Annotated in this window: 20 protein-coding genes; 13 read left to right on the top strand and 7 right to left on the bottom strand. The window is 63.4% G+C overall.

The features are described from left to right. The first annotated feature begins 25 nt into the window (after positions 1-25). Both ACIPZG_RS02010 and ACIPZG_RS02005 read left to right on the top strand, forming a co-directional pair. The gene (locus ACIPZG_RS02010; protein WP_400709695.1) at positions 26-1,231 is read left to right on the top strand and encodes an aminotransferase class V-fold PLP-dependent enzyme; all 1,206 of its coding nucleotides are present in this window, start codon (positions 26-28) and stop codon (positions 1,229-1,231) included. Continuing rightward, positions 1,228-1,638, top strand: a complete 411-nt coding sequence (locus tag ACIPZG_RS02005; RefSeq protein ID WP_400709692.1) for a SufE family protein — start codon at positions 1,228-1,230, stop codon at positions 1,636-1,638. Before ACIPZG_RS02010 ends, ACIPZG_RS02005 begins: the two co-directional genes overlap by 4 nt. A gap of 131 nt (positions 1,639-1,769) precedes the next feature. On the opposite strand, the gene tcdA is transcribed toward ACIPZG_RS02005, so the two are convergent. Then, positions 1,770-2,579: a tRNA cyclic N6-threonylcarbamoyladenosine(37) synthase TcdA gene (tcdA, locus tag ACIPZG_RS02000; RefSeq protein ID WP_400709689.1), complete on the bottom strand. Its 810-nt coding sequence runs from the start codon at positions 2,577-2,579 to the stop codon at positions 1,770-1,772. Between the two features lie 133 nt (positions 2,580-2,712). On the opposite strand from tcdA, the gene ACIPZG_RS01995 reads away from it, so the two are divergent. From ACIPZG_RS01995 to ACIPZG_RS01980, 4 genes are all read left to right on the top strand, one after another. After that, positions 2,713-5,304: a glycosyltransferase gene (locus ACIPZG_RS01995; RefSeq protein WP_400709686.1), complete on the top strand. Its 2,592-nt coding sequence runs from the start codon at positions 2,713-2,715 to the stop codon at positions 5,302-5,304. A gap of 206 nt (positions 5,305-5,510) precedes the next feature. Then, complete coding sequence (gene dapE, locus ACIPZG_RS01990) at positions 5,511-6,662, top strand: succinyl-diaminopimelate desuccinylase (RefSeq protein ID WP_400709683.1); 1,152 nt, start codon at positions 5,511-5,513, stop codon at positions 6,660-6,662. Beyond that, complete coding sequence (locus ACIPZG_RS01985; protein WP_400709680.1) at positions 6,662-7,474, top strand: putative RNA methyltransferase; 813 nt, start codon at positions 6,662-6,664, stop codon at positions 7,472-7,474. Before dapE ends, ACIPZG_RS01985 begins: the two co-directional genes overlap by 1 nt. A 17-nt stretch (positions 7,475-7,491) precedes the next feature. Beyond that, entirely contained in the window at positions 7,492-7,866 is a 375-nt protein-coding gene (locus ACIPZG_RS01980) for a hypothetical protein (protein WP_400709677.1), read from the top strand. Positions 7,867-7,957: 91 nt separating this feature from the next. Here the strand turns inward: ACIPZG_RS01980 and ACIPZG_RS01975 are convergent, their stop codons facing one another. Next, positions 7,958-8,167: a cold-shock protein gene (locus tag ACIPZG_RS01975; protein ID WP_003252255.1), complete on the bottom strand. Its 210-nt coding sequence runs from the start codon at positions 8,165-8,167 to the stop codon at positions 7,958-7,960. A gap of 242 nt (positions 8,168-8,409) precedes the next feature. On the opposite strand from ACIPZG_RS01975, the gene plsB reads away from it, so the two are divergent. The 4 genes from plsB (at position 8,410) to ACIPZG_RS01955 (ending at position 12,696) form a co-directional block, all read left to right on the top strand. Further along, positions 8,410-10,896, top strand: a complete 2,487-nt coding sequence (gene plsB, locus ACIPZG_RS01970) for a glycerol-3-phosphate 1-O-acyltransferase PlsB (RefSeq protein WP_400709674.1) — start codon at positions 8,410-8,412, stop codon at positions 10,894-10,896. Positions 10,897-10,976: 80 nt separating this feature from the next. After that, the gene (locus ACIPZG_RS01965) at positions 10,977-11,372 is read left to right on the top strand and encodes a YbaY family lipoprotein (protein ID WP_400709671.1); all 396 of its coding nucleotides are present in this window, start codon (positions 10,977-10,979) and stop codon (positions 11,370-11,372) included. 205 nt (positions 11,373-11,577) lie between these two features. Further along, positions 11,578-11,976: a YbaY family lipoprotein gene (locus ACIPZG_RS01960; RefSeq protein WP_400639239.1), complete on the top strand. Its 399-nt coding sequence runs from the start codon at positions 11,578-11,580 to the stop codon at positions 11,974-11,976. 33 nt (positions 11,977-12,009) lie between these two features. Continuing rightward, positions 12,010-12,696: a DUF4197 domain-containing protein gene (locus ACIPZG_RS01955; RefSeq protein ID WP_008094956.1), complete on the top strand. Its 687-nt coding sequence runs from the start codon at positions 12,010-12,012 to the stop codon at positions 12,694-12,696. 119 nt (positions 12,697-12,815) lie between these two features. On the opposite strand, the gene ACIPZG_RS01950 is transcribed toward ACIPZG_RS01955, so the two are convergent. Further along, positions 12,816-15,881 carry an efflux RND transporter permease subunit gene (locus tag ACIPZG_RS01950; protein ID WP_400709668.1) on the bottom strand — a complete coding sequence of 1,022 codons (3,066 nt, stop codon included), beginning with the start codon at positions 15,879-15,881 and terminating at the stop codon, positions 12,816-12,818. Between the two features lie 6 nt (positions 15,882-15,887). After that, positions 15,888-16,988, bottom strand: coding sequence for an efflux RND transporter periplasmic adaptor subunit (locus ACIPZG_RS01945; RefSeq protein WP_400709665.1), 1,101 nt, complete (start codon positions 16,986-16,988; stop codon positions 15,888-15,890). Between ACIPZG_RS01945 and ACIPZG_RS01940 the strand changes: the two genes are divergently transcribed. Together ACIPZG_RS01940 and ACIPZG_RS01935 are read left to right on the top strand one after the other, a co-directional pair. Next, the gene (locus ACIPZG_RS01940) at positions 16,987-17,130 is read left to right on the top strand and encodes a hypothetical protein (protein ID WP_400709662.1); all 144 of its coding nucleotides are present in this window, start codon (positions 16,987-16,989) and stop codon (positions 17,128-17,130) included. The genes ACIPZG_RS01945 and ACIPZG_RS01940 overlap by 2 nt on opposite strands. A gap of 28 nt (positions 17,131-17,158) precedes the next feature. Further along, positions 17,159-17,800: a TetR/AcrR family transcriptional regulator gene (locus ACIPZG_RS01935; RefSeq protein ID WP_400710858.1), complete on the top strand. Its 642-nt coding sequence runs from the start codon at positions 17,159-17,161 to the stop codon at positions 17,798-17,800. A gap of 100 nt (positions 17,801-17,900) precedes the next feature. On the opposite strand, the gene ACIPZG_RS01930 is transcribed toward ACIPZG_RS01935, so the two are convergent. Further along, positions 17,901-18,866 carry an RHS repeat-associated core domain-containing protein gene (locus tag ACIPZG_RS01930; RefSeq protein ID WP_400709659.1) on the bottom strand — a complete coding sequence of 322 codons (966 nt, stop codon included), beginning with the start codon at positions 18,864-18,866 and terminating at the stop codon, positions 17,901-17,903. A gap of 267 nt (positions 18,867-19,133) precedes the next feature. Further along, positions 19,134-19,910 (bottom strand): class I SAM-dependent methyltransferase, encoded by a 777-nt coding sequence (locus tag ACIPZG_RS01925; protein WP_400709656.1) that lies wholly within the window; start codon positions 19,908-19,910, stop codon positions 19,134-19,136. 104 nt (positions 19,911-20,014) lie between these two features. Here ACIPZG_RS01925 and ACIPZG_RS01920 point away from each other — a divergent pair, with 104 nt between their 5' ends. Next, the gene (locus tag ACIPZG_RS01920) at positions 20,015-20,635 is read left to right on the top strand and encodes an energy transducer TonB (RefSeq protein WP_400709653.1); all 621 of its coding nucleotides are present in this window, start codon (positions 20,015-20,017) and stop codon (positions 20,633-20,635) included. 2 nt (positions 20,636-20,637) lie between these two features. Here ACIPZG_RS01920 and ACIPZG_RS01915 read toward each other — a convergent pair whose 3' ends face one another. After that, positions 20,638-21,324 (bottom strand): extensin family protein, encoded by a 687-nt coding sequence (locus ACIPZG_RS01915; RefSeq protein WP_400709650.1) that lies wholly within the window; start codon positions 21,322-21,324, stop codon positions 20,638-20,640. Positions 21,325-21,326 lie beyond the last annotated feature (2 nt).

Below are 21,326 nucleotides of genomic sequence, written 5' to 3'. Positions count from 1 at the left end.
GATTTTCATTCCAGGCCCCGTGATCATGTTCCAGCCCTCCCCCTGGCGTGCCGACTTCCCCGCCATCGCCGCCCTGCAACGGCAGCACCAGACCTACCTGGACAGCGCCGCCACCACCCAGAAGCCCCAAGCCTTGCTCGATGCCCTGAGCCATTACTACGGCCATGGCACGGCCAACGTGCACCGCGCCCAGCACCTGCCCGGTGCCTTGGCGACACAGGCGTTCGAGGGAAGCCGGGACAAGGTTGCCGCTTGGCTCAATGCAGCGCAATCGCGGCAGATCATCTTCACCCACGGCGCCACCTCGGCCCTGAATCTGCTGGCCTATGGCCTGGAGCACCGCTTCGAGGCGGGCGACGAGATCGCCATCAGCGCCCTGGAGCACCACGCCAACCTGCTGCCCTGGCAGCAACTGGCACGCCGGCGCAACCTGCGTTTGGTCGTGCTGCCGCTGGATGCCCATGGCCGTATCGACCTGGAGCAAGCGCTGCAGCTGATCGGGCCACGCACCCGACTGCTTGCGCTCAGCCAGCTGTCCAACGTGCTCGGCACCTGGCAGCCGCTTCCCGCGTTGTTGGCCCATGCCCACGCCCAGGGCGCGCTGACCGTGGTCGATGGTGCCCAGGGCGTGGTCCATGGCCGCCATGACGTGCAGCAACTGGGGTGTGATTTCTACGTGTTCTCCAGCCACAAGTTGTACGGGCCCGAAGGCGTCGGCGTGCTGTACGGGCGCAGCCAGGCGCTGGAATTGCTGCGCCATTGGCAGTTCGGCGGGGAAATGGTGCAACTGGCCGACTACCAGGACGCCAGTTTCCGCCCCGCACCGCTGGGCTTCGAGGCAGGCACCCCGCCGATTGCCGGGGTGATCGGCCTGGGCGCGACCCTGGATTACCTGGCCAGCCTCGACGGCCATGCCGTCGAAGCGCACGAAGCGCATCTGCATCAGGCGCTGCTACGCGGGCTTGCCGACCGCGAGGGTGTGCGTGTACTCGGCACACCGCAAACCGCCTTGGCCAGCTTCGTCATCGAAGGCGTGCACAACGCCGACATCGCGCACCTGTTGACCGAGCAAGGGGTTGCCGTGCGCGCCGGTCATCACTGTGCGATGCCGCTGCTCAAGGGCCTGGGTCTGGAAGGCGCGATTCGCGTGTCGCTGGCGTTGTACAACGACAGTGATGACCTGCAGCGGTTCTTCGACGCGCTCGATCAGGGCCTGGAGCTGTTGCGATGAGTTTGCCGGTAGAAGCCCAGGAGGCATTGGCGCGTTTCGAGCAGGCCCGTGGCTGGGAGCAGCGTGCGCGGCTGCTGATGCAGATGGGCGACACCCTGGAACCGCTTGGTGAGGCGGACAAGTCCGAAGACAACCGCGTGCATGGCTGTGAAAGCCTGGTGTGGTTGGTGGCTGAGCAGCACGATGGCCAATGGCGGTTCAAGGCCGGCAGTGATGCGCGATTGTTGCGCGGGTTGTTGGCGTTGCTGCTGGTGCGGGTGCAAGGGTTGTCCAGCACTGAGCTGGCTGGCCTGAATCTGCAGGGCTGGTTTAACCAGCTTGGGCTGGAGCGCCAGCTGTCGCCATCACGCAGCAATGGGCTACATGCGGTGTTGCAGCGCATGGCAGAGCTGGCATCCTCGCACTGAACCCAAGCCGGACGCGACCCTGTAGGAGCGGCCTTGTGTCGCGAAAGGGCTGCGTAGCGGCCCCAGGATTTCAGCGGCGCAGCTAAGTACAGGGGGCTGCTACGCAGCCCTTTCGCGACACAAGGCCGCTCCTACAAAGCCTTCACCCGCTCCGACGGCCGTCTGGCACCGGCAACCAGTTTCTCCACCGCCTTGCTCGCCGCCACCATGCCAAAGGTCGCGGTCACCATCATCACCGCGCCAAAGCCCCCCGAGCAGTCCAGGCGCACGCCCTCGCCAACGAAGCTCTTCTGCAGGCAAACACTGCCATCCCCCTTGGGATAACGCAGCTGCTCACTGGAAAACACACACGGCACACCGTAGTTGCGGCTGACATTGCGCGAGAAGTTGTAGTCACGGCGCAAGGTCGAACGCACCCGTGAAGCCAGTGGGTCGTTGAAGGTCTTGTTGAGGTCGCCGATCTGGATCTGCGTCGGGTCGATCTGCCCCCCCGCCCCGCCGGTGGTCACGATGGCGATCTTGCGACGCCGGCACCAGGCGATCAGCGCCGCCTTGGCCATCACGCTGTCGATGCAATCGATGACGGCATCGAGGTTTTCGGTGATGTACTCGGCCATGGTGTCACGGGTGACGAAATCGGCCACTGCATGCACCGTGCACGCCGGATTGATCGCCCGCAGACGCTCGGCCATCACCTCGACCTTGGGCCGCCCGACCTGGCCCTCCAGGGCATGGGCCTGGCGGTTGGTGTTGCTGACGCAGACATCGTCGAGGTCGAACAGGGTGATTTCGCCCACACCACTGCGCGCCAGGGCCTCGGCCGCCCACGAGCCGACCCCGCCGATACCGACGACCGCCACGTGGGCCTGGCTCAGGCGCTGCAGGCCGTCGTCGCCGTAAAGCCGGGCGACGCCGGCAAAGCGTGGATCTTCTGTGCTCATGTGACTATCCCGAAGCTCATACCGCAAAAATCGGCGCGCATTATAGGCCAGCGACCGCCACCCGCTCCATCGTTAGGAAACAGCCTACCAATACTGCTTTAATGTCCTATCACCTGGACAGAACTGGATCACAATGTCTTCACGCAAATTCGGCCTCAACCTGGTGGTGGTGCTGGCCATCGCCGCACTGTTCACCGGGTTCTGGGCGCTGGTCAATCGCCCAGTGTCGGCGCCTGCCTGGCCAGAGCAGATCTCCGGCTTCTCGTACTCGCCATTCCGCCTCGGGGAAAGCCCGCAAAAGGGCCAGTACCCCAGCGACGACGAGATGCGCCAGGACCTGGAGCAGATGAACAAGCTGACCGACAGCATCCGCATCTATACCGTCGAAGGCTCCCAGGCCGACATTCCGCGGCTGGCCGAGGAATTCGGCTTGCGGGTAACCCTGGGCATCTGGATCAGCCCCGACCTGGAGCGCAACGAGCGCGAGATCGCCACAGCCATCGAGCTGGCCAATACCTCGCGCAGCGTGGTACGCGTGGTTGTGGGCAACGAAGCCCTGTTTCGTGAAGAGATCACCCCCGAAGCCCTCATCCAGTACCTGGACCGGGTGCGTGCCGCGGTCAAGGTGCCGGTCACCACCAGCGAACAGTGGCATATCTGGAAGGAACACCCGGAGCTGGCCAAGCACGTCGACCTGATCGCCGCGCACATCCTGCCCTACTGGGAGTTCGTGCCGATGCAGGACTCGGTGGCGTTCGTCCTCGACCGCGCCCGCGAGCTCAAGCAGCAGTTCCCGCGCAAGCCCCTGCTGCTTTCGGAAGTCGGCTGGCCGAGCAATGGCCGCATGCGCGGCGGTGCCGACGCCACCCAGGCCGACCAGGCCATCTACCTGCGCACCTTGGTCAACACCCTCAACCGCCGTGGCTACAACTACTTCGTCATCGAAGCCTACGACCAGCCGTGGAAAGCCAGTGACGAAGGCTCGGTGGGGGCCTACTGGGGCGTGTTCAACGCCGAACGCCAGCAGAAGTTCAACTTCGAAGGGCCCGTGGTGGCGATTCCGCAATGGCGTGCGCTGGCGGTCGCCTCGGTGGTGCTGGCGATGATCGCCCTGACCGTGCTGCTGATCGACGGCTCGGCCCTGCGCCAGCGCGGGCGAACCTTCCTCACCTTCATCACCTTCCTTTGCGGTTCGGTACTGGTGTGGATCGGCTACGACTACAGCCAGCAGTACAGCACCTGGTTCAGCCTCACCGTCGGTGTATTGCTGGCACTGGGCGCGCTGGGCGTGTTCATCGTGTTGATGACCGAGGCCCATGAACTGGCCGAGGCGGTGTGGATCCACAAACGCCGCCGAGAATTCCTGCCGGTGCAGGGCGACACCGCCTACCGGCCGAAAGTCTCGGTGCATGTGCCGTGCTACAACGAACCGCCGGAGATGGTCAAACAGACCCTGGACGCCCTGGCCGCGCTGGATTACCCGGATTACGAAGTACTGGTGATCGACAACAACACCAAGGACCCGGCCGTGTGGGAGCCGCTCAAGGCTCACTGCGAAAAGCTCGGCGAACGTTTCAAGTTCTTCCACGTAGCGCCGCTGGCCGGTTTCAAGGGCGGCGCGCTGAACTACCTGATCCCGCATACGGCCGAAGATGCCGAAGTGATCGCCGTGATCGACTCGGACTACTGCGTCGACCGCAACTGGCTCAAGCACATGGTGCCGCACTTCGCCGACCCGAAAATCGCCGTGGTGCAATCGCCGCAGGACTACCGCGACCAGCACGAAAGTGCCTTCAAGAAACTGTGCTACAGCGAATACAAGGGTTTCTTCCACATCGGCATGGTCACCCGCAACGACCGTGACGCGATCATCCAGCACGGCACCATGACCATGACCCGGCGCAGCGTGCTCGTAGAACTGGGCTGGGCAGAATGGTGCATCTGCGAGGATGCCGAGCTGGGCCTGCGCGTGTTCGAGAAAGGCCTGTCGGCCGCCTACGCCCACAACAGCTATGGCAAGGGCCTGATGCCCGATACCTTCATCGACTTCAAGAAGCAGCGTTTTCGCTGGGCCTATGGCGCCATCCAGATCATCAAGCACCATGCCGCGGCCTTGCTGCGTGGCAAAGGCAGCGAGCTGACCCGCGGCCAGCGTTACCACTTCCTGGCCGGCTGGCTACCGTGGATCGCCGACGGCATGAACATCTTCTTCACCGTCGGCGCCTTGTTGTGGTCGGCGGCGATGATCATCGTGCCCCATCGGGTCGACCCGCCGCTGATGATCTTTGCCATTCCGCCCTTGGCGCTGTTCTTCTTCAAGGTGGGCAAGATCATCTTCCTGTACCGCCGTGCGGTGGGGGTGAACCTGAAGGATGCCTTCGCGGCGGCGCTGGCCGGCCTGGCGCTGTCGCACACGATCGCCAAGGCGGTGCTGTACGGGTTCTTCACCAGCAGCATGCCGTTCTTCCGCACGCCGAAGAATGCCGATAGTCACGGGTTGCTGGTGGCGATTTCCGAAGCCAGGGAAGAGCTGTTCATCATGTTGCTGCTGTGGGGCGCGGCGGCTGGCATCTATCTGGTGCAAGGGCTGCCGAGCTCGGACATGCGCTTCTGGGTGGCGATGCTGCTGGTGCAATCGTTGCCGTACCTGGCGGCGCTGGTGATGGCGTTCTTGTCGTCGTTGCCAAAGCCTGCGGACAAGGTCGCAGAACCGCAGCAGGCTTGAGATTGCTGGGGCTGCTTTGCAGCCCAATCGCCGGCAAGCCAGCGCCCACAGGATTCTCGCTACCTTGAGAACTGCGCAGCACCTGTGGGCGCCGGCTTGCCGGCGATTGAACCGCAAAGCGGCCCCATTGGCCCGTGCCGACGCCCCTTGTTTGATATAAGATAACGCCCCTCGTTTTCCCGCCTTGCCTTGCCCCGGAGTCCCCCATGACGGCCCCAGCCGAGCTCTCGCCCACCCTTCAACTGGCCTGCGACCTGATCCGTCGCCCCTCGGTCACCCCCGTCGACGCCGACTGCCAGGCACAGATGATGAATCGACTGGCCGCCGTGGGCTTCCAGCTCGAGCCGATGCGCATCGAAGACGTCGACAACTTCTGGGCCAGCCATGGCAATCAGGACGGACCGGTGCTGTGCTTTGCCGGCCACACCGACGTGGTCCCCACCGGCCCGGTGCAGCAGTGGCAACACGAGCCGTTCGAGGCGCTGATCGATGCCGACGGCATGCTCTGCGGCCGTGGCGCCGCCGACATGAAAGGCAGCCTGGCGTCGATGGTGGTGGCCAGCGAGCGCTTCGTGCGCGACTACCCTGACCACCGCGGCAAGGTCACCTTCCTGATCACCAGCGACGAAGAAGGCCCGGCGCACCACGGCACCAAGGCCGTGGTCGAGCGCCTGAAGGCGCGTAACGAGCGCCTGGACTGGTGCATCGTCGGCGAGCCTTCGAGCACCACCCTGCTCGGTGACGTGGTCAAGAACGGACGTCGCGGCTCGCTGGGCGCCAAGCTGACTGTGCGCGGCAAGCAGGGCCACGTGGCCTATCCGCACTTGGCGCGCAACCCGATCCACCTGGCCGCCCCCGCCCTGGCAGAACTGGCTGCCGAGCACTGGGACGAAGGCAATGCGTTCTTCCCGCCGACCAGCTTCCAGATCTCCAATCTCAATTCCGGCACCGGCGCCACCAACGTCGTCCCGGGCGAGCTGACTGCGCTGTTCAACTTCCGCTTCTCTACCGAGTCGACCGTCGAAGGCCTGCAAGCACGGGTTTCGGCAATCCTCGACAAGCATGAACTGGACTGGTCGATCGACTGGGCGCTGTCGGGCCTGCCCTTCCTCACCGAGCCGGGCGAACTGCTCGATGCGGTGGCAGCCAGCATCAAGGGCGTCACCGGCCGCGACACCCAGCCGTCCACCAGCGGCGGCACCTCCGATGGCCGCTTCATCGCCACCATGGGCACCCAGGTGGTCGAGCTGGGCCCGGTCAACGCCACCATCCACCAGGTCGACGAGCGCATCCTGGCCAGCGACCTCGACTTGCTGACCGAGATCTACTACCAGACCCTGGTCCGGTTGCTCGCCTGATGCTTGCCTGCCCTATCTGCCAGGCCGCCCTCACGCGCCTCGACAACGGAGTGGTGTGCCCGGCAGGCCACCGCTTCGACCGTGCCCGCCAGGGTTACCTGAACCTGCTGCCGGTGCAGCACAAGAACAGCCGTGACCCAGGCGACAACCAGGCCATGGTCGAAGCCCGCCGCGACTTCCTCGACGCCGGCCACTATGCCCCCGTGGCCCGCCGTCTGGCTGAGCTGGCCGCCGAGCGCAAGCCTGGCGCCTGGCTCGACATCGGCTGCGGCGAGGGCTACTACACCGCGCAACTGGCCCAGGCCCTGCCACAGGCCGACGGCTATGCCCTGGACATCTCCCGCGAAGCGGTCAAGCGTGCCTGCCGCCGCGACCCTGGCGTGACCTGGATGGTCGCCAGCATGGCCCGCGTGCCACTGGCCGATGCCAGCTGCCAGTTCATCGCCAGTGTGTTCAGCCCGCTCGACTGGGCCGAAGCCAAGCGCCTGCTCAGCCCCGGTGGTGGCCTGATGCGGGTTGGCCCGACCAGCGGGCACCTGATGGAACTGCGCGAAGTGCTCTACGATGAAGTTCGTCCCTACGCTGACGACAAGCAGCTGGCCCTGGTGCCGGAGGGCATGGCCCACGCCCACGGCGAAATCCTCGAATTCCGCCTGAGCCTGGCCGAACCCAAGGCCCGCGCCGACCTGCTGGCAATGACCCCTCACGGCTGGCGAGCCAGTGCCGAGAAGCGCGCGCGGGTGATCGACCAGCCCGAGCCGTTCGAGGTCACGGTTTCCATGCGTTATGACTATTTCGTGCGCCAAGACTGAGCACACCCGGAGCCCTTATGCGCCAACCTGATATCGAGATCTACCTGAAGGACGCCGACGTCGACCACCAGCAACTTGCCAAGTGGCTGACCGAGGCCATCGGCCCGTGCAGCGAATGGCAGCAGAAAGGTCAGACCTTCAAATGCCAAGCCGGTAACATTCCAGTCACTTGGTTACCGAAGGCTGTAGGGAAATGGAACAGCCTGTACCTGGAAAGCGACCAGACCCCCTGGGCCGATGACATCGCCTGCGCCCGCGCCGCGTTCGCCGCACTGGGCGTCGAAGTACGCTGTGCACCCGGTGGCTGGGTCGAGGAAGACGGGGAAGAAGATGCCGACCGTTGGGTCCGCATCAGTGCCGACGGTGAAGAGGAAATCACCTGGCGTACATGAGCGCATAACGCTCTTTGTGGGAGCCGGCTTGCCGGCGATGCAAGCACCGCGGTATCCGCCGCTGATCGCCGGCAAGCCAGCTCCTACAAGCTCAGAGGCCTACTACGTCCTCGGCTTGCAGGCCTTTCTGGCCCTGCACGCAGGCGTATTCCACCCGCTGCCCTTCGACCAGGGTACGATGCCCCTCACCGCGGATCGCCCGATAGTGGACGAACACATCCGCACCACCTTCGCGCTGAATGAAGCCATAGCCCTTGGCATCGTTGAACCACTTTACATTCCCAGTCTCACGAGACGACATCTGAACTACTCCGAATTTTTATTGTGAAGATCGCCTTGCAGGCACAAGGTCTTCACCCCGTGCCGACGCCGCTTGATGAAATATCCTGCAAGTGGCAGGCCGAGTATATGACACCGAACAAATAAATTTCATGACTGCGGCGCCGCTCGCAGGATTTTGCTGAACTTGCGCAGATACGGCAGACTAATTGGCTGCACTCGCAAAAAATCATCACCTGTCATCACACCCAGGGCACACACCCCATGACCCGTTCCCCCCTGCGCCGCCTGATCTTCGGCGCCTTGCGTCGCCTGTTGTACCTGTGGGTGCGCTCCGAGACCATCAACCAATCGTCGATGAGCCTCAACCTCGACCGCAGCCGGCCGGTGTTCTATGCCCTGCCCTCGCCCTCGCTCAGCGACCTGGCGGTACTTGATCATGAGTGCACCAAGGCCGGCCTGCCGCGCCCTGTACTGCCGGTGGCCGTGGGCCCGTTGCACGAACCCGCCGGGTTCTTCTACCTCACCCCCGACCCGGACTGGCTGGGCCGCCATGACAAACGCGGCGCCCCGCCGACCCTGGAGCGTCTGGTCGCCGCCGTGAGCCAGCACGCCGAAGAAGACGCGCAAATCATTCCGGTCAGCGTGTTCTGGGGGCAGACTCCGGCCAGCGAATCCAGCCCGTGGAAACTGCTGTTCGCCGACAGCTGGGCAGTCACCGGGCGCCTGCGCCGGCTTCTGACCATCCTGATCCTGGGCCGCAAGACCCGCGTGCAGTTCTCCGCCCCCATCCACCTGCGCGAGCTGGTGCAGCACAACAAGGGCCATGAACGCACCGTGCGCATGGCCCAGCGCCTGATGCGCGTGCATTTCCGCAACCTCAAGACCGCGGTGATAGGCCCGGACATCTCGCACCGGCGCAACCTGGTCAAAGGCCTGGTGCATGCCCCGCTGGTCCGTCAGGCCATCGCCGAAGAGGCGCAACGCGAGAACATTCCCCAGGCCAAGGCCGAAGCCCAGGCGCTGCGCTATGGCAACGAGATCGCCTCGGACTACACCTACACCGCGATCCGCTTCCTCGAAGTGGTCCTGAGCTGGTTCTGGAACAAGATCTACGACGGCATCAAGGTCAACCATATCGAGCAGGTGCAAGGTATCGCCCCGGGCCACGAAGTGATCTACGTGCCGTGCCACCGCAGCCACATCGACTACCTGCTGCTGTCCTACCTGCTGTTTCGCAACGGCCTGACGCCGCCGCACGTGGCCGCCGGTATCAACCTCAACATGCCCGGCATCGGCGGCCTGCTACGCCGTGGCGGCGCCTTCTTCATGCGCCGCACCTTCAAGGGCAACCCGCTGTATACCTCGGTGTTCAACGAATACCTGCACACCCTGTTCAGCAAAGGCTTCCCGGTGGAGTACTTCGTCGAAGGCGGGCGCTCGCGCACCGGGCGCATGCTGCAACCCCGCACCGGGATGCTGGCCATCACCCTGCGCAGCTTCCTGCGCTCGTCACGCATGCCAATCGTCTTCGTCCCCGTATACATCGGCTACGAACGTGTGCTGGAAGGCCGCACCTACCTGGGTGAACTGCGGGGCGCGAGCAAGAAGAAAGAGTCGATCTTCGACATCTTCAAGGTGATCGGTGCACTGAAACAGCGCTTCGGCCAGGTCTACGTCAACTTCGGCGAGCCGATCCGCCTGGCCGGCTTCCTCGACCAGCAGCAACCCGGCTGGCGCGAGCAGGATCATGGCCCGCAGTTCCGCCCGGCCTGGCTCAATGAGACCACCACCCGCCTGGGCGAAACCGTGGCCCGGCGCCTGAACGAGGCGGCGGCGATCAACCCGGTCAACCTGGTGGCGCTGGCACTGCTGTCCACCAGCCGCCTGGCCCTGGACGAACAGGCCCTGAAGCGGGTGCTCGACCTGTACCTGGCGCTGTTGCGCAAGGTGCCTTACTCCGAGCACACCACCTTGCCTGAAGGTAACGGCCAGGCGCTGATCGAACACGTCAGGCGCATGGACCTGCTGGCCGAGCAGAAAGACGCCCTGGGCCGCATCCTGTACCTGGATGAAGCCAACGCGGTACTGATGACCTATTACCGCAACAACGTCCTGCACATCTTTGCCCTGCCGGCCTTGCTGGCGAGCTTCTTCCACAGCAGCTCGCGGATGAGCCGCGAACTGCTCGGCCAGTACGTGCACGCGCTGTACCCGTACCTGCAGGCCGAGTTGTTCCTGCGCTGGGAGGTTGCGCAACTGGACGAAGTGATCGACCAATGGCTGGCCGCGCTGGTCGAGCAGGGCCTGCTGCGCCAGGAGGGCGAGATGTACATCCGTCCCGCCCCGAGCTCGCGCCAGTTCGTCCTGCTGACCCTGCTCGCCCGCACCATCACCCAGACCTTGCAGCGCTTCTACATGGCGACTTCGCTGCTGCTCAACAGCGGCCAGAACACCCTCAGCGCCGAAGAACTGGAAGACCTCTGCGTGATGATGGCCCAGCGCCTGTCGATCCTGCATGGCCTGAACGCCCCGGAGTTCTTCGACAAGACCCTGTTCCGGCATTTCATCCAGACCTTGATCGAGCAAGGCGTGCTGCGCCCAGGCAGTGACGGCAAGCTCGGCCACCATGAAAAACTCGGCGAACTCGCCGAGGGTGTGGCCAAGCGCGTGCTGTCGGCCGAGCTGCGCCTGTCGATCCGCCAGGTCGCACTGCATCGCGACGAGGCAGCGCCGGCCTTCGCAGGGTAAGGTTTGTCGCTGCCGCAAGGCGCGCCGATGGGATGAGGATGGGTCCGCTGGACCCTTCCCATCCAATTCGGAGTACCAACATGAGCGACACTTCCATTCAATCGCTGAATATCGAAATCGTGGCCTCGAACGACGGCACCTTGCCGCCTTCGGCGCTCGTGCAAGTGAGCCTGGAGGATGTGTCCATGCTGGATGCACCCGCCATCTGCCATGCCCAACTGCGCCTGCGGTGCGCCGGCACGATGCCGATCAACCTGCACCTGAACTATGACAGCCGGCAAATCGACCCGCGCAACACCTATGCGCTGATGGTGCGTATCGAACAGGATGGCCAGCTGCTGTACATCAACAGCAGTAGCCATGTGGTCGAACCCGACAAGGTCAAAGGCACGGTCCGGGTAACCGTCGACAAGATCGACTCGATGTCCGACGAAATTCATGACGGCAACTGGGACCTCCCGCTGGCGGAACATTGAGCACATCCATTGCTCCCTGCTCAAGAAATGCCCTCCATGACCTCAAGGAAAACGACTGTCACTGATGGCATCCACGGCGGCAACCTACCCCCAAGCGCCGAGGGCTTTCAGAGTGGTAAGCGCAAGGGTTGACGACCCCACCGGCAAAATCCGCTAAAGTCCTCGGGGTTGGCCAAAAGCCAGCCCCAAGGACACCGGAGATTCCATGAAAAAACTCTTTATGCTGTGTTGCGCATCCCTGCTCGCAGCCTGTTCCAGCCAAACACCCTCGAACCAGGCCAGCCTGGACGGTGAAGTCTTCTACCTGCAGCGCATCGCCCTGCCACCTGCCGCTACCTTGAATGTGAGCCTGCAGGACGTTTCGCTGATGGACGCCCCCGCCGTGACCCTGGCCAGCCAGGCCGGCCCGGTCAAGGGCAACGTGCCATTGCCATTCCACCTCAGCTATGACCCGGCCCAGATCAAGCCCGGCCACCGTTATGCGGTCAGCGCCCGCATCGAACTGGACGGCAAGCTGTTGTTCATCAATACCGAACACCACGGCGTCAAGCTCGACGGCAGCGACCCACAGCCCGTGCGGATCAAGGTCGATCCGGTGCGCTGACGCGCTTTTGTTTTCGTTCAGAAGGAACGCCTCATGATTCGCTCTTCCCTGCGCTTCACCACGCTATGCGCCGGCCTGCTGTTGTCGGCCAGCGCCCTGGCCCTGTCGCTCGGCGACCTGAGCCAGAAAGACGCCACCGGCGGCCTGAAGGACGCCCTGACCCAGGGCGCCCAGTTGGCCGTCAAGCAACTGAGCACTCCGGGTGGCTTCAGCAACGACCCGGACGTGCGCATCGAACTGCCGGGCAACCTCGGCAAGGCCGCCAAGGCCATGAAGATGTTCGGCAAAGGTGACCAGGTCGAAGCCCTGGAAGCCAGCATGAACAAGGCCGCCGAAGCTGCAGTGCCGCAGGCTCAGGCGATCCTGGTCGATGCGGTGAAGAACATGAGCGTCACCGACGCCAAGGGTATTCTCAGTGGCGGCGACGATTCGGCTACCCAGTACCTGAACAAGAGCAGCCGCGAGCAGATCCGCGCCAAGTTCCTGCCCATCGTCAAGCAGGCCACCGACAAGGTCGGGCTGGCCCAGCAGTACAACAGCTTTGCAGGCCAGGCCAAGGGCCTTGGGCTGATCAAGGATGACGCCAATATCGAGAACTACGTGACCGAGAAGGCCCTGGACGGGTTGTTCGAGATGATTGGCAAGCAGGAGCAGAGCATTCGCCAGAACCCGGCCCAGGCGGCTACCAGCCTGGCCAAGAAGGTATTTGGCGCGCTTTGAAGAATTGGGGGCGCTCTGCGCCCCTTTCGCGACACAAGGCCGCTCCTACAGGGGATCGCGTACCCCTGTAGGAGCGGCCTTGTGTCGCGAAAGGAGGGCAAAGCCCTCCCCCGCGATCTTCAGCCCTTCCTGACCCTGAACCACGCCGCATACAACGCCGGCAGGAACAACAGCGTCAGCACGGTAGCGACAATCAACCCCCCCATGATCGCCACCGCCATCGGCCCATAGAACACACTCCTCGACAACGGAATCATCGCCAGCACAGCCGCCAACGCCGTCAGCACGATCGGCCGGAAGCGCCGTACCGTAGCCTCGATGATCGCCTGCCAGCGGTCCATCCCCGAAGCAATGTCCTGTTCGATCTGGTCCACCAGGATCACCGAGTTGCGCATGATCATCCCCGCCAGGGCAATGGTGCCGAGCATGGCGACGAAACCGAACGGCTGGCGGAACACCAGCAGGAACAGGGTCACGCCAATCAACCCCAGGGGCGCGGTGAGGAACACCATCACCGTGCGCGAGAAACTACGCAGTTGGATCATCAGCAGGCTGAGCACCACCACGATGAACAAGGGCATGCCGGCATTCACCGACTTCTGCCCACGCTCGGAATCCTCGACCGTACCGCCCACCTCCAGCAAGTAGCCCTCGGGCAGTTTGTCCTTGATCGCCTGCAGGGTCGGGGCAATCTGCTTGATCAGGGTCGCCGGTTGTTCCTTGTCGTAGATATCGGCGCGCACGGTCACCGTCGGCAAGCGGTTGCGGTGCCAGATGATGCCTTCCTCGAAGCCGTACTCCAGGGTTGCCACCTGCGACAGCGCCACGCTCTGGCCGCTGTCGGTGGGCAACGCCAGGCTGCCGAGGTTGCCCAGTTCGCTGCGCGCCTGCTGGGTGCCGCGCAGGAGGATCTCGATCAGCTCGTTGTCCTCACGGTACTGGCTGACCGTAGCGCCAGTCAGCGAGCTCTGCAGGAATCTCGACAGCTGCGCGGTACTGACGCCAAGGGCCCGCGCGCGGTCCTGGTCGATTTCCAGGAACACCGCCTTGCTCGGCTCTTCCCAGTCCAGATGAACGTTGACCACATGCGGGTTCTCGCGCACCTTGTCCGCCACTTCACGGGCCAGCTCACGGGCCTTCTCGATATGTTCGCCGGTGACCCGGAACTGTACCGGGTAACCCACGGGCGGACCGTTTTCCAGCCGCGTGACGCGGGCGCGCAGATCAGGGAACTGTTGGTCCATGGTGGTGATCAGCCAACTGCGCAGGCGTTCGCGGTCTTCCATCGACTTCGCCAGCACCACGAACTGGGCGAAGCTGGCGGCGGGCAGCTGCTGGTCCAGCGGCAGGTAGAAGCGTGGCGAGCCCGTGCCGACATAGGCCACGTAGTTGTCGATGCCTTCCTGCTGCTTGAGCAACGCTTCCAGTTGCTTGACCCGCTCGGCGGTATTGGCCAGCGAAGCGCCTTCGGCGAGCTTGAGGTCGACCATCAGCTCTGGGCGCGCGGAGGCCGGGAAGAACTGCTGGGGGACGAAACGGAACAGCAGGATACTGCCGACGAAGGCCGCGATGGTCAGCAGGATGACCGTCTTGCGCCGCCGCACGCACCACTCCACCACGCGCCGCACGCGCTGATAGAACGGCGTGCCATAGGGGTCTGGCGCTTGCCCATCCTTGCCGTGGCGGGCCGCATGCAACTTCGCCAGGTCCGGTAGCAGGCGCTCCCCCAGGTAGGGCACGAAGACTACGGCCGCCACCCATGAGGTCAATAGCGCGATGGTCACCACCTGGAAGATCGAACGGGTGTACTCACCGGTGCTCGATGCGGCAGTGGCGATTGGCAGGAAGCCGGCGGCGGTAATCAGCGTACCGGTGAGCATCGGGAAGGCCGTGCTGGTCCAGGCGTAACTGGCTGCCTTGAGCCGATCGAAGCCCTGCTCCATCTTGATCGCCATCATTTCCACGGCAATGATCGCGTCGTCCACCAGCAAGCCCAGGGCCAGCACCAGCGCCCCGAGCGAAATCTTGTGCAAACCGATACCGAAGTAGTGCATCGCGGCGAAGGTCATGGCCAGCACCAGGGGAATCGCCAGCGCCACCACCAGGCCTGTGCGCAGGCCGAGCGAGAAGAAACTCACCAGCAGCACGATGATCAGCGCTTCGACCAGCACCTGTACGAACTCGCCGACGCTGGCCTTGACCGCCGCTGGCTGGTCCGAGACCTTGCGCAGTTCCATGCCGGCCGGCAGGTTGTGCGCCAGGCGCTCGAACTCGCCCTCCAGGGCCTTGCCAAGCACCAGGATGTCGCCACCGTCCTTCATCGACACGGCCAGACCAATGGCGTCTTCGCCCATGAAGCGCATGCGCGGCGCGGGCGGGTCGTTGAAGCCGCGGTGCACCTCGGCGACATCCTGGATACGGAAGGTGCGGTCACCGACTCGAATAGGGAACTGGCGAATCTGCTCGACACTGTCGAAACGCCCGCTGACCCGTAACTGCAGGCGCTCACTGGGCGTCTCGAAGAAGCTGGCGGCGCTCACGGCATTCTGGTCACTCAGCGCCTGCTGCACAGACTCCAGCGGTACGCCGAGCGTAGCCAGCTTGAGGTTGGACAGCTCGATCCAGATCTTCTCGTCCTGCAAGCCCACCAGCTCGACCTTGCCCACGTCCTTGACCCGTTGCAGCTGGATCTGGATACGGTCGGCGTAATCCTTGAGCACCGCATAGTCGAAGCCAGCGCCAGTCAGCGCATAGATATTGCCGAAGGTGGTGCCGAACTCGTCGTTGAAGAACGGCCCCTGGATTTCCGGCGGCAAGGTGTAGCGGATATCCGCGACCTTCTTGCGGATCTGGTACCACAGCTCGGGAATGTCCTTGGAGTGCATCGAGTCACGGGCCATGAAGGTGACCTGCGATTCACCTGGCCGGGAGAACGAGACGATCTTTTCGTACTCGCCGGTTTCCATCAGCTTTTTCTCGATGCGCTCAGTGACCTGGCGCGACACTTCCTCGGCCGTGGCCCCCGGCCACAGGGTGCGGATGACCATGGCCTTGAAGGTGAACGGTGGGTCTTCGCTCTGACCCAGCTTGGTGTAGGACATGGCGCCAATGGCTGCCAGTAGGATCATCAGGAACAGTACGATCTGGCGATTGCGCAGCGCCCAGGCGGAAAGGTTGAAACCCATCGGGACTTACTCCTTGGCCGTCAGGTTCACTACACGGTTGGTGCGATCCACGGGGCGCACCTGTTGCCCCTCATGCAGCACATGGCCACCCGCGGCGACGACCCAGTCGCCAGGCTTGAGGCCGTCGAGCACCGGCACGCTCTCTGCGCCATACGCGCCGAGGCGCACCGCGGCACGCTCCAGACGGCTGTCCTGATTGACCCGCCAGACATAGGCCTGGCCGTTCTCGGCCGTCACCGCCGACAACGGCACCGCCAACGGGATCACCCCGTCATGGGCGATGAACACCCGGGCACTCTGGCCGAGCTCGGCTGGCGCCTTGGTCGAAGTGAAGGCAATGCGCGCGGCGAAGGTACGCGAACGCGGGTCGGCAGCAGGCGACAACTCACGGATACGCCCCTCGAACCGCTGGTTGGGGTGCGACCACAGTTCGACACTCACCTGCTGGCCCACGGCGAAGCGGGCGAACTGCTGTTCCGGCAGGCCAATGGCAACCTCGCGCTCGCCATCGGCGGCCAGGGTGAACACCGTTTGCCCGGCGGCGACCACCTGGCCGACCTCGACCTGACGCTTGGCGATGACCCCGGCCTGCGGCGCGCGCAACACGGCATATTCAGCCTGGTTGCCGGCCACGTCGAACTCCGCCTTGGCCTGCTTCAGGCGAGCCAGGCCAGCGCGATAGAGGTTTTCGGCATTGTCGTATTGCGAGTGGCTGACCATCTGCCGCGCCAGCAGCTTCTGGTAGCGGTCACGCTCGGCGCGCACCAGCGACAGGTTGGCTTCGGCGGCAGCCATCTGGGCGCGGTTGGCTTCCAGTTGCAGGCGCACGTCCTGAGGGTCGAGCTCGGCCAGTGGCTGATCGGCCTTGACCCGTTGCCCCTCCTCGACCAGCCGTTTGCTCACCTTGCCGCCGATGCGGAAGGCCAGCTCCGGCTCGAAGCGCGCACGCACTTCACCGGGGTAACTGTCGGCAGCCGCTTCGGCCGGCTGCGGCTGGACCACCAGGGCTGGGCGCGGCGCGGTGGGCGCAGCGGCTTCCTGCCCGCAGGCCGCAAGGAGCAGCACCGCAGCGGCGGGCAAAGCGAGGGACAAGGCATGACGCAACATGATGAATCCTTTCGCGACGGGCGCATTGAATATTTATACTGATGAGTATATTAAATCAGGGAACCGAGGCCGGGAAGCCAGCGTCGGAAAGAAAATCAACATCAACGATTGGTCGCGCCGCTACAGCCGCAAGCCCTCTTAGCCGGTAAGATGTGCGCCCCTTCCACCAGATGCGGACTCCAATGCCCAACGACGCACCCATCGGCCCAGGCCGGCCCAAGGACCTGGCCAAGCGCGAGGCAATCCTCGAGGCCGCCAAGACACTGTTCCTCAGCCTTGGCTATGCCAACACCAGCATGGATGCGGTCGCTGCGGCGGCAGGTGTTTCGAAGCTCACCGTCTACAGCCACTTCAACGACAAGCAGACATTGTTCGGCTCGGCGGTCATGGCGACCTGCCAGAACCAGCTGCCTGACCTGATCTTCGAGTACCCCGAAGGCGCGGCGGTGGAGGATGTGCTGCTGACTATCGCCCGGGGCTTCCAGGCACTGATCAGCAGTGACGAGGCAGTCAAGCTGAGCCGCTTGATCATGGCCCAGGGCAGTCAGGATCCGAGCTTTGGCGAATTCTTCTACGAGGCCGGGCCCAAGCGTGTGCTGACGGGGATGGAGGCGCTGTTGCGCGGAGTGGATGAGCGCGGGCTGCTGCGCATCGACAATCCGTTGCGCGCGGCGGAGCACTTCTTCTGCCTGGTCAAGGGCGCGCCGGATTATCGCTTGCTGTTGGGGTGTGCGGGGCCGCTGGAAGGGGATGAGGCCGAGGCGCATGTGCGGGAAGTGGTGGGGGTATTTGTGCGGGCGTTCCAACCCTAGACAGCTTACAAAGCTGATTTAGGTTAACCTGCCAGTCTCTGCCCTTTGAGCGCATGCCTGCAAAGGGCAGAGTGAATCCTTTGATTCTAATCTATGGCGTTTAGCCGACGCGCCGCCTAACTTCGGCGACCAAGACGTCCTGGATCATCAAATCTTTTGATGATCCCGCGCCCAACATTCGCTTGTTAACTGCATCCAACTCATGCGTTAGCTTGTCAAGCGTTAGCGCACGGGCATGTTCATTTACCAAATTCCGTTGTTTATTCAAAGATTCCCCATATCGTTGTGCGGCTTGGACATCCTTGGATGACCCATGCGACTGCATATATCTATTATTTTTTGCTAAGGGCAAGTTTCTGGACACCCCAATCTGCTCAAACAATTGATACTGCTCAGCAATTTCATAATCGGTGAACAACTTCTCAAGTGGAATGGCATCACCACCCGTCACTACACCCTTTGGCGATGCGCTGCCAGCGCGACTATCTGGAATCGTGGTTATCTTCGCCGCTGGACTGACAGGTGCAACTTTCGGCGCCTTCGGCTTCATACCGAAAACTCTCCTGGCGAATTTCCCTATACCCCAGAAGTGTCCTGTCGGGTCATTACGATTAGTGGGGTCTCCTGCGCAATAAGAATATGCATTCAACCCTCCGGCACCAAACGGACTCCAACTGTCCGGACTGCAGAACCGCATCATGACCGGGTTAAACTGTCTATAGCCTTTCCCCAAGTGATAATGCCCAGTCACCTCATCCGGCCGTTCGCCATTGAAGGCAAGCAACGACAGCAAACCGTCAGCACGAGAGTGATGCCCGTAAGGTGAGTAAGCCTGTCCCCCCAAGCGATCACCGTCATACATCGACAATACTGACCTTTGTTGGTCGCATGTTACGAATGTGCTGGACAAGCTCGAAGTATCTTGTTTTTTTTGTGCCAAGAAATGGCCGTCAGCCTGGAGGATACTCCAGCTGGACTGGCCATTGATCTCAGTTGACAAAAATCCTTTGCAGTAAAAACGCTTGAGGGAATTTTTCCTGGCATGGTGAGCGGCATGGTTCGACATAATCCAACTCCAATACGAATGTGAGTATTCATATATACGCGCCGCCCCCCCCAATGACTACTAGCAGATTTAACAGGTCAAGTTTGTCTAACGTGTACTGTTCAGTACACGATCGCACTCTTGGTAGAAGCGGACTTTCGGCGCACACAACCCACTCGCTCAGAGTCAACGGTGCGCTCACAGGCGTTGTTTTCTACGCGGCAGCGCAGCCGAAATAGCTGGGCGATTTCCTACAATGACCACGCTAACCGCCCTAGTTGAGGCCGCTCAACCCCTCAACGCCTTCTTCGGATAAATGTCATAGCGGCTCGACTTGCCTTCCAGGCTATGGCTCGGCTTCGGCCCGTCAATGATCGGCGCCTTGCGCGGCCGCTTCACCACCACCCGGTGGCTGGCCAGCGCAAGGGCCGCTTCGAGCAACGCGGGCGCATCCAGGTCATCACCGACCAGCGGCCGGAACACGCGCATTTCCTTCTTCACCAGCGCACTCTTGTCACGGTGCGGGAACATGGGGTCGAGGTAGATCACCTGCGGCGCCTCCCCTTCCCAGGCGCGCATGCGCTCGATGGCGTTGCCGGTCAGCAGGCGCATGCGTCCGACGATAGGCCCCACCTCTGCATCCGACCGGGCTCGCGCCAGGCCGTCCTCCAGCAATGCAGCGATCAGCGGCTGGCGTTCGATCAGGGTCATCTGGCAACCCAGGCTGGCCAGCACGAACGCATCCTTGCCCAACCCTGCCGTGGCATCGAGCACCTGCGGCCGTACACCTTGGGAAATGCCCACGGCCTTGGCGATCATCTGCCCGTTGCCACCGCCAAACTGGCGCCGGTGCGCTGCCTGGCCTTCGACGAAGTCCACGCGCACCGGCCCGGGCGCCTGCGGGCCCAGCTGCTGGATCTGCAAGCCTTCAGCGCCCACCTGCACGGCGAAGCCGGCGGCATCGTCCTGCAGCGGCAGGCCCAGGCGCTCGGCCCATACCGTGGCCTGTTGCGCATACTCAGCCGCCATCGCTTCGACCCTGATACCCGTACCTTGCTCTTCCATCGTCCACACCTGAAAAATCAAACCAAGCCATTAATGAATCGGCAGCATCGGCCGATACAGGCAATATCCCGCTATTCTGCCAGAGCACAACGCGCGCGACTGCCATGACAGATACTCTTCCCATCGGCTTGACCTACCTGTCGCCCGTCGGCAACTACGGTCGGCAGAATACCCAGGCACTCGGGGGCGTCAGTCACCTGTGGCAGGATTTCTTCGCCCGCGCCATGGCCGAGCAGCAAGCGCAAGAGCCCGATAGCGTCAGCCAGGCGCTGGTGCAGTACGACAAGGACAGCGCAGAGCCGATCGGCGGGGCCAAGGCCCTGGCCCTGATCGACGCCCAGCGCGCCTGCCCCGTGCACGACACCGTCGTCGCACCGCCCGAACCGCTGTTCCTGCCCAAGGCAGAGCTTGAGGCCAACTTGCTGGAGCCGGCGCCCGAGCCGTTCAGCACCGCCGAGATGATCCAGCAGCAGCGCCAGCTCGACATCAGCAACACCTGGCTGCGCCCGGTGGTCATGAGCCAAGGCCACCCTCTCCCGCAGCCAGGCCCCGCACCCTCACCGCGCCCACTGCACCTGCCGATTGCCGAATTCGAGATGGACCTGCTCGACCCGGCGCCGGAACCCTACGCCGAAACGGCCCTGGCCCGGCAGCAGAACGACCTGGAATTCGACATCCATTGGGCACGCCCGGTGGTGCTGAACAACATTCGCGTCCACGCCTGAGATCAGCGGCAGACCTGCCAGCGCCCCATGTCCAGGTGAAAGTGGTTGTGGTGGGCGGCATTGTAGTCCGGGCCCAGCACCGTACTGAAGCTTTCGCACGCGGCCTGCTGAACCTGGCGCAGGAACTGCGCCTTCTGCCCGCCCGCCTGCCAGTCGCGCGCCAGCACGATGCGCTGGCCGTCCTGCAAGCGAAAACCGCTGATATCCAGGGCATTGGCTGTGGCGTGCTGGCTCAGCCGGCCCTGCTTGCGGTGGTAGACGTTGCGGCAAGCAAAGCTACCCAGATGATCGACCTGCGTCACGGCCTGGCCAAAGACCTGTTGCGCTACAGGTTGCAGGCCGTGCTCTTCGAACAGCGCATAAGCCACCGCCAGCGGGCAGCTGGCGAGGAAACTGCTGCTCAGTCGCGCCTGTCCTTGTTCGATACGCCATACGTTCTGCAGCGGGCAGTTGGCCGCTGCTGGGCTGTCGGCCTGCGCCCTGTAGCGCAGGCGTGTAGTCTCAAGCGCCTGTCGGCACAAGCCTGGGTCCTTGCGCAAACGGGCCAGCTTGTAGGGCGTCAACAGGTTGGGCGGTTGGCGGACGTCCAGCGCCGCCCAGGGGTTCCAGGCGTCCGGCAGGCGCCAGCCGTATAGCCAGGCCAGGCCCGCCGCGAGCAGCAGGCCGCACAGCCAGGCCAGCGCGCGCACGC

The sequence above is a fragment of the Pseudomonas sp. NPDC089395 genome (genome assembly GCF_044749525.1).
In the GTDB taxonomy this organism is placed as follows: domain Bacteria; phylum Pseudomonadota; class Gammaproteobacteria; order Pseudomonadales; family Pseudomonadaceae; genus Aquipseudomonas.
The sequence above is the reverse complement of the archived record's forward strand: the minus strand, read 5'-3'. Positions and strand labels throughout refer to the sequence as shown.

What these genes read in the sequence shown, in the direction of transcription:
- ACIPZG_RS01940 (WP_400709662.1), top strand. Translation starts at nt 16,987, where the DNA reads ATGATGAATCCTTTCGCGACGGGCGCATTGAATATTTATACTGATGAG.
- dapE (WP_400709683.1), top strand. Translation starts at nt 5,511, where the DNA reads ATGACGGCCCCAGCCGAGCTCTCGCCCACCCTTCAACTGGCCTGCGAC.
- ACIPZG_RS01945 (WP_400709665.1), bottom strand. Translation starts at nt 16,988, where the DNA reads ATGTTGCGTCATGCCTTGTCCCTCGCTTTGCCCGCCGCTGCGGTGCTG.
- ACIPZG_RS01960 (WP_400639239.1), top strand. Translation starts at nt 11,578, where the DNA reads ATGAAAAAACTCTTTATGCTGTGTTGCGCATCCCTGCTCGCAGCCTGT.
- ACIPZG_RS01995 (WP_400709686.1), top strand. Translation starts at nt 2,713, where the DNA reads ATGTCTTCACGCAAATTCGGCCTCAACCTGGTGGTGGTGCTGGCCATC.
- ACIPZG_RS02005 (WP_400709692.1), top strand. Translation starts at nt 1,228, where the DNA reads ATGAGTTTGCCGGTAGAAGCCCAGGAGGCATTGGCGCGTTTCGAGCAG.
- ACIPZG_RS01925 (WP_400709656.1), bottom strand. Translation starts at nt 19,910, where the DNA reads ATGGAAGAGCAAGGTACGGGTATCAGGGTCGAAGCGATGGCGGCTGAG.
- ACIPZG_RS01985 (WP_400709680.1), top strand. Translation starts at nt 6,662, where the DNA reads ATGCTTGCCTGCCCTATCTGCCAGGCCGCCCTCACGCGCCTCGACAAC.
- tcdA (WP_400709689.1), bottom strand. Translation starts at nt 2,579, where the DNA reads ATGAGCACAGAAGATCCACGCTTTGCCGGCGTCGCCCGGCTTTACGGC.
- ACIPZG_RS01955 (WP_008094956.1), top strand. Translation starts at nt 12,010, where the DNA reads ATGATTCGCTCTTCCCTGCGCTTCACCACGCTATGCGCCGGCCTGCTG.
- ACIPZG_RS01975 (WP_003252255.1), bottom strand. Translation starts at nt 8,167, where the DNA reads ATGTCGTCTCGTGAGACTGGGAATGTAAAGTGGTTCAACGATGCCAAG.
- ACIPZG_RS01920 (WP_400709653.1), top strand. Translation starts at nt 20,015, where the DNA reads ATGACAGATACTCTTCCCATCGGCTTGACCTACCTGTCGCCCGTCGGC.
- ACIPZG_RS01950 (WP_400709668.1), bottom strand. Translation starts at nt 15,881, where the DNA reads ATGGGTTTCAACCTTTCCGCCTGGGCGCTGCGCAATCGCCAGATCGTA.
- ACIPZG_RS02010 (WP_400709695.1), top strand. Translation starts at nt 26, where the DNA reads ATGTTCCAGCCCTCCCCCTGGCGTGCCGACTTCCCCGCCATCGCCGCC.
- ACIPZG_RS01930 (WP_400709659.1), bottom strand. Translation starts at nt 18,866, where the DNA reads ATGTCGAACCATGCCGCTCACCATGCCAGGAAAAATTCCCTCAAGCGT.
- ACIPZG_RS01980 (WP_400709677.1), top strand. Translation starts at nt 7,492, where the DNA reads ATGCGCCAACCTGATATCGAGATCTACCTGAAGGACGCCGACGTCGAC.
- plsB (WP_400709674.1), top strand. Translation starts at nt 8,410, where the DNA reads ATGACCCGTTCCCCCCTGCGCCGCCTGATCTTCGGCGCCTTGCGTCGC.
- ACIPZG_RS01935 (WP_400710858.1), top strand. Translation starts at nt 17,159, where the DNA reads ATGCGGACTCCAATGCCCAACGACGCACCCATCGGCCCAGGCCGGCCC.
- ACIPZG_RS01965 (WP_400709671.1), top strand. Translation starts at nt 10,977, where the DNA reads ATGAGCGACACTTCCATTCAATCGCTGAATATCGAAATCGTGGCCTCG.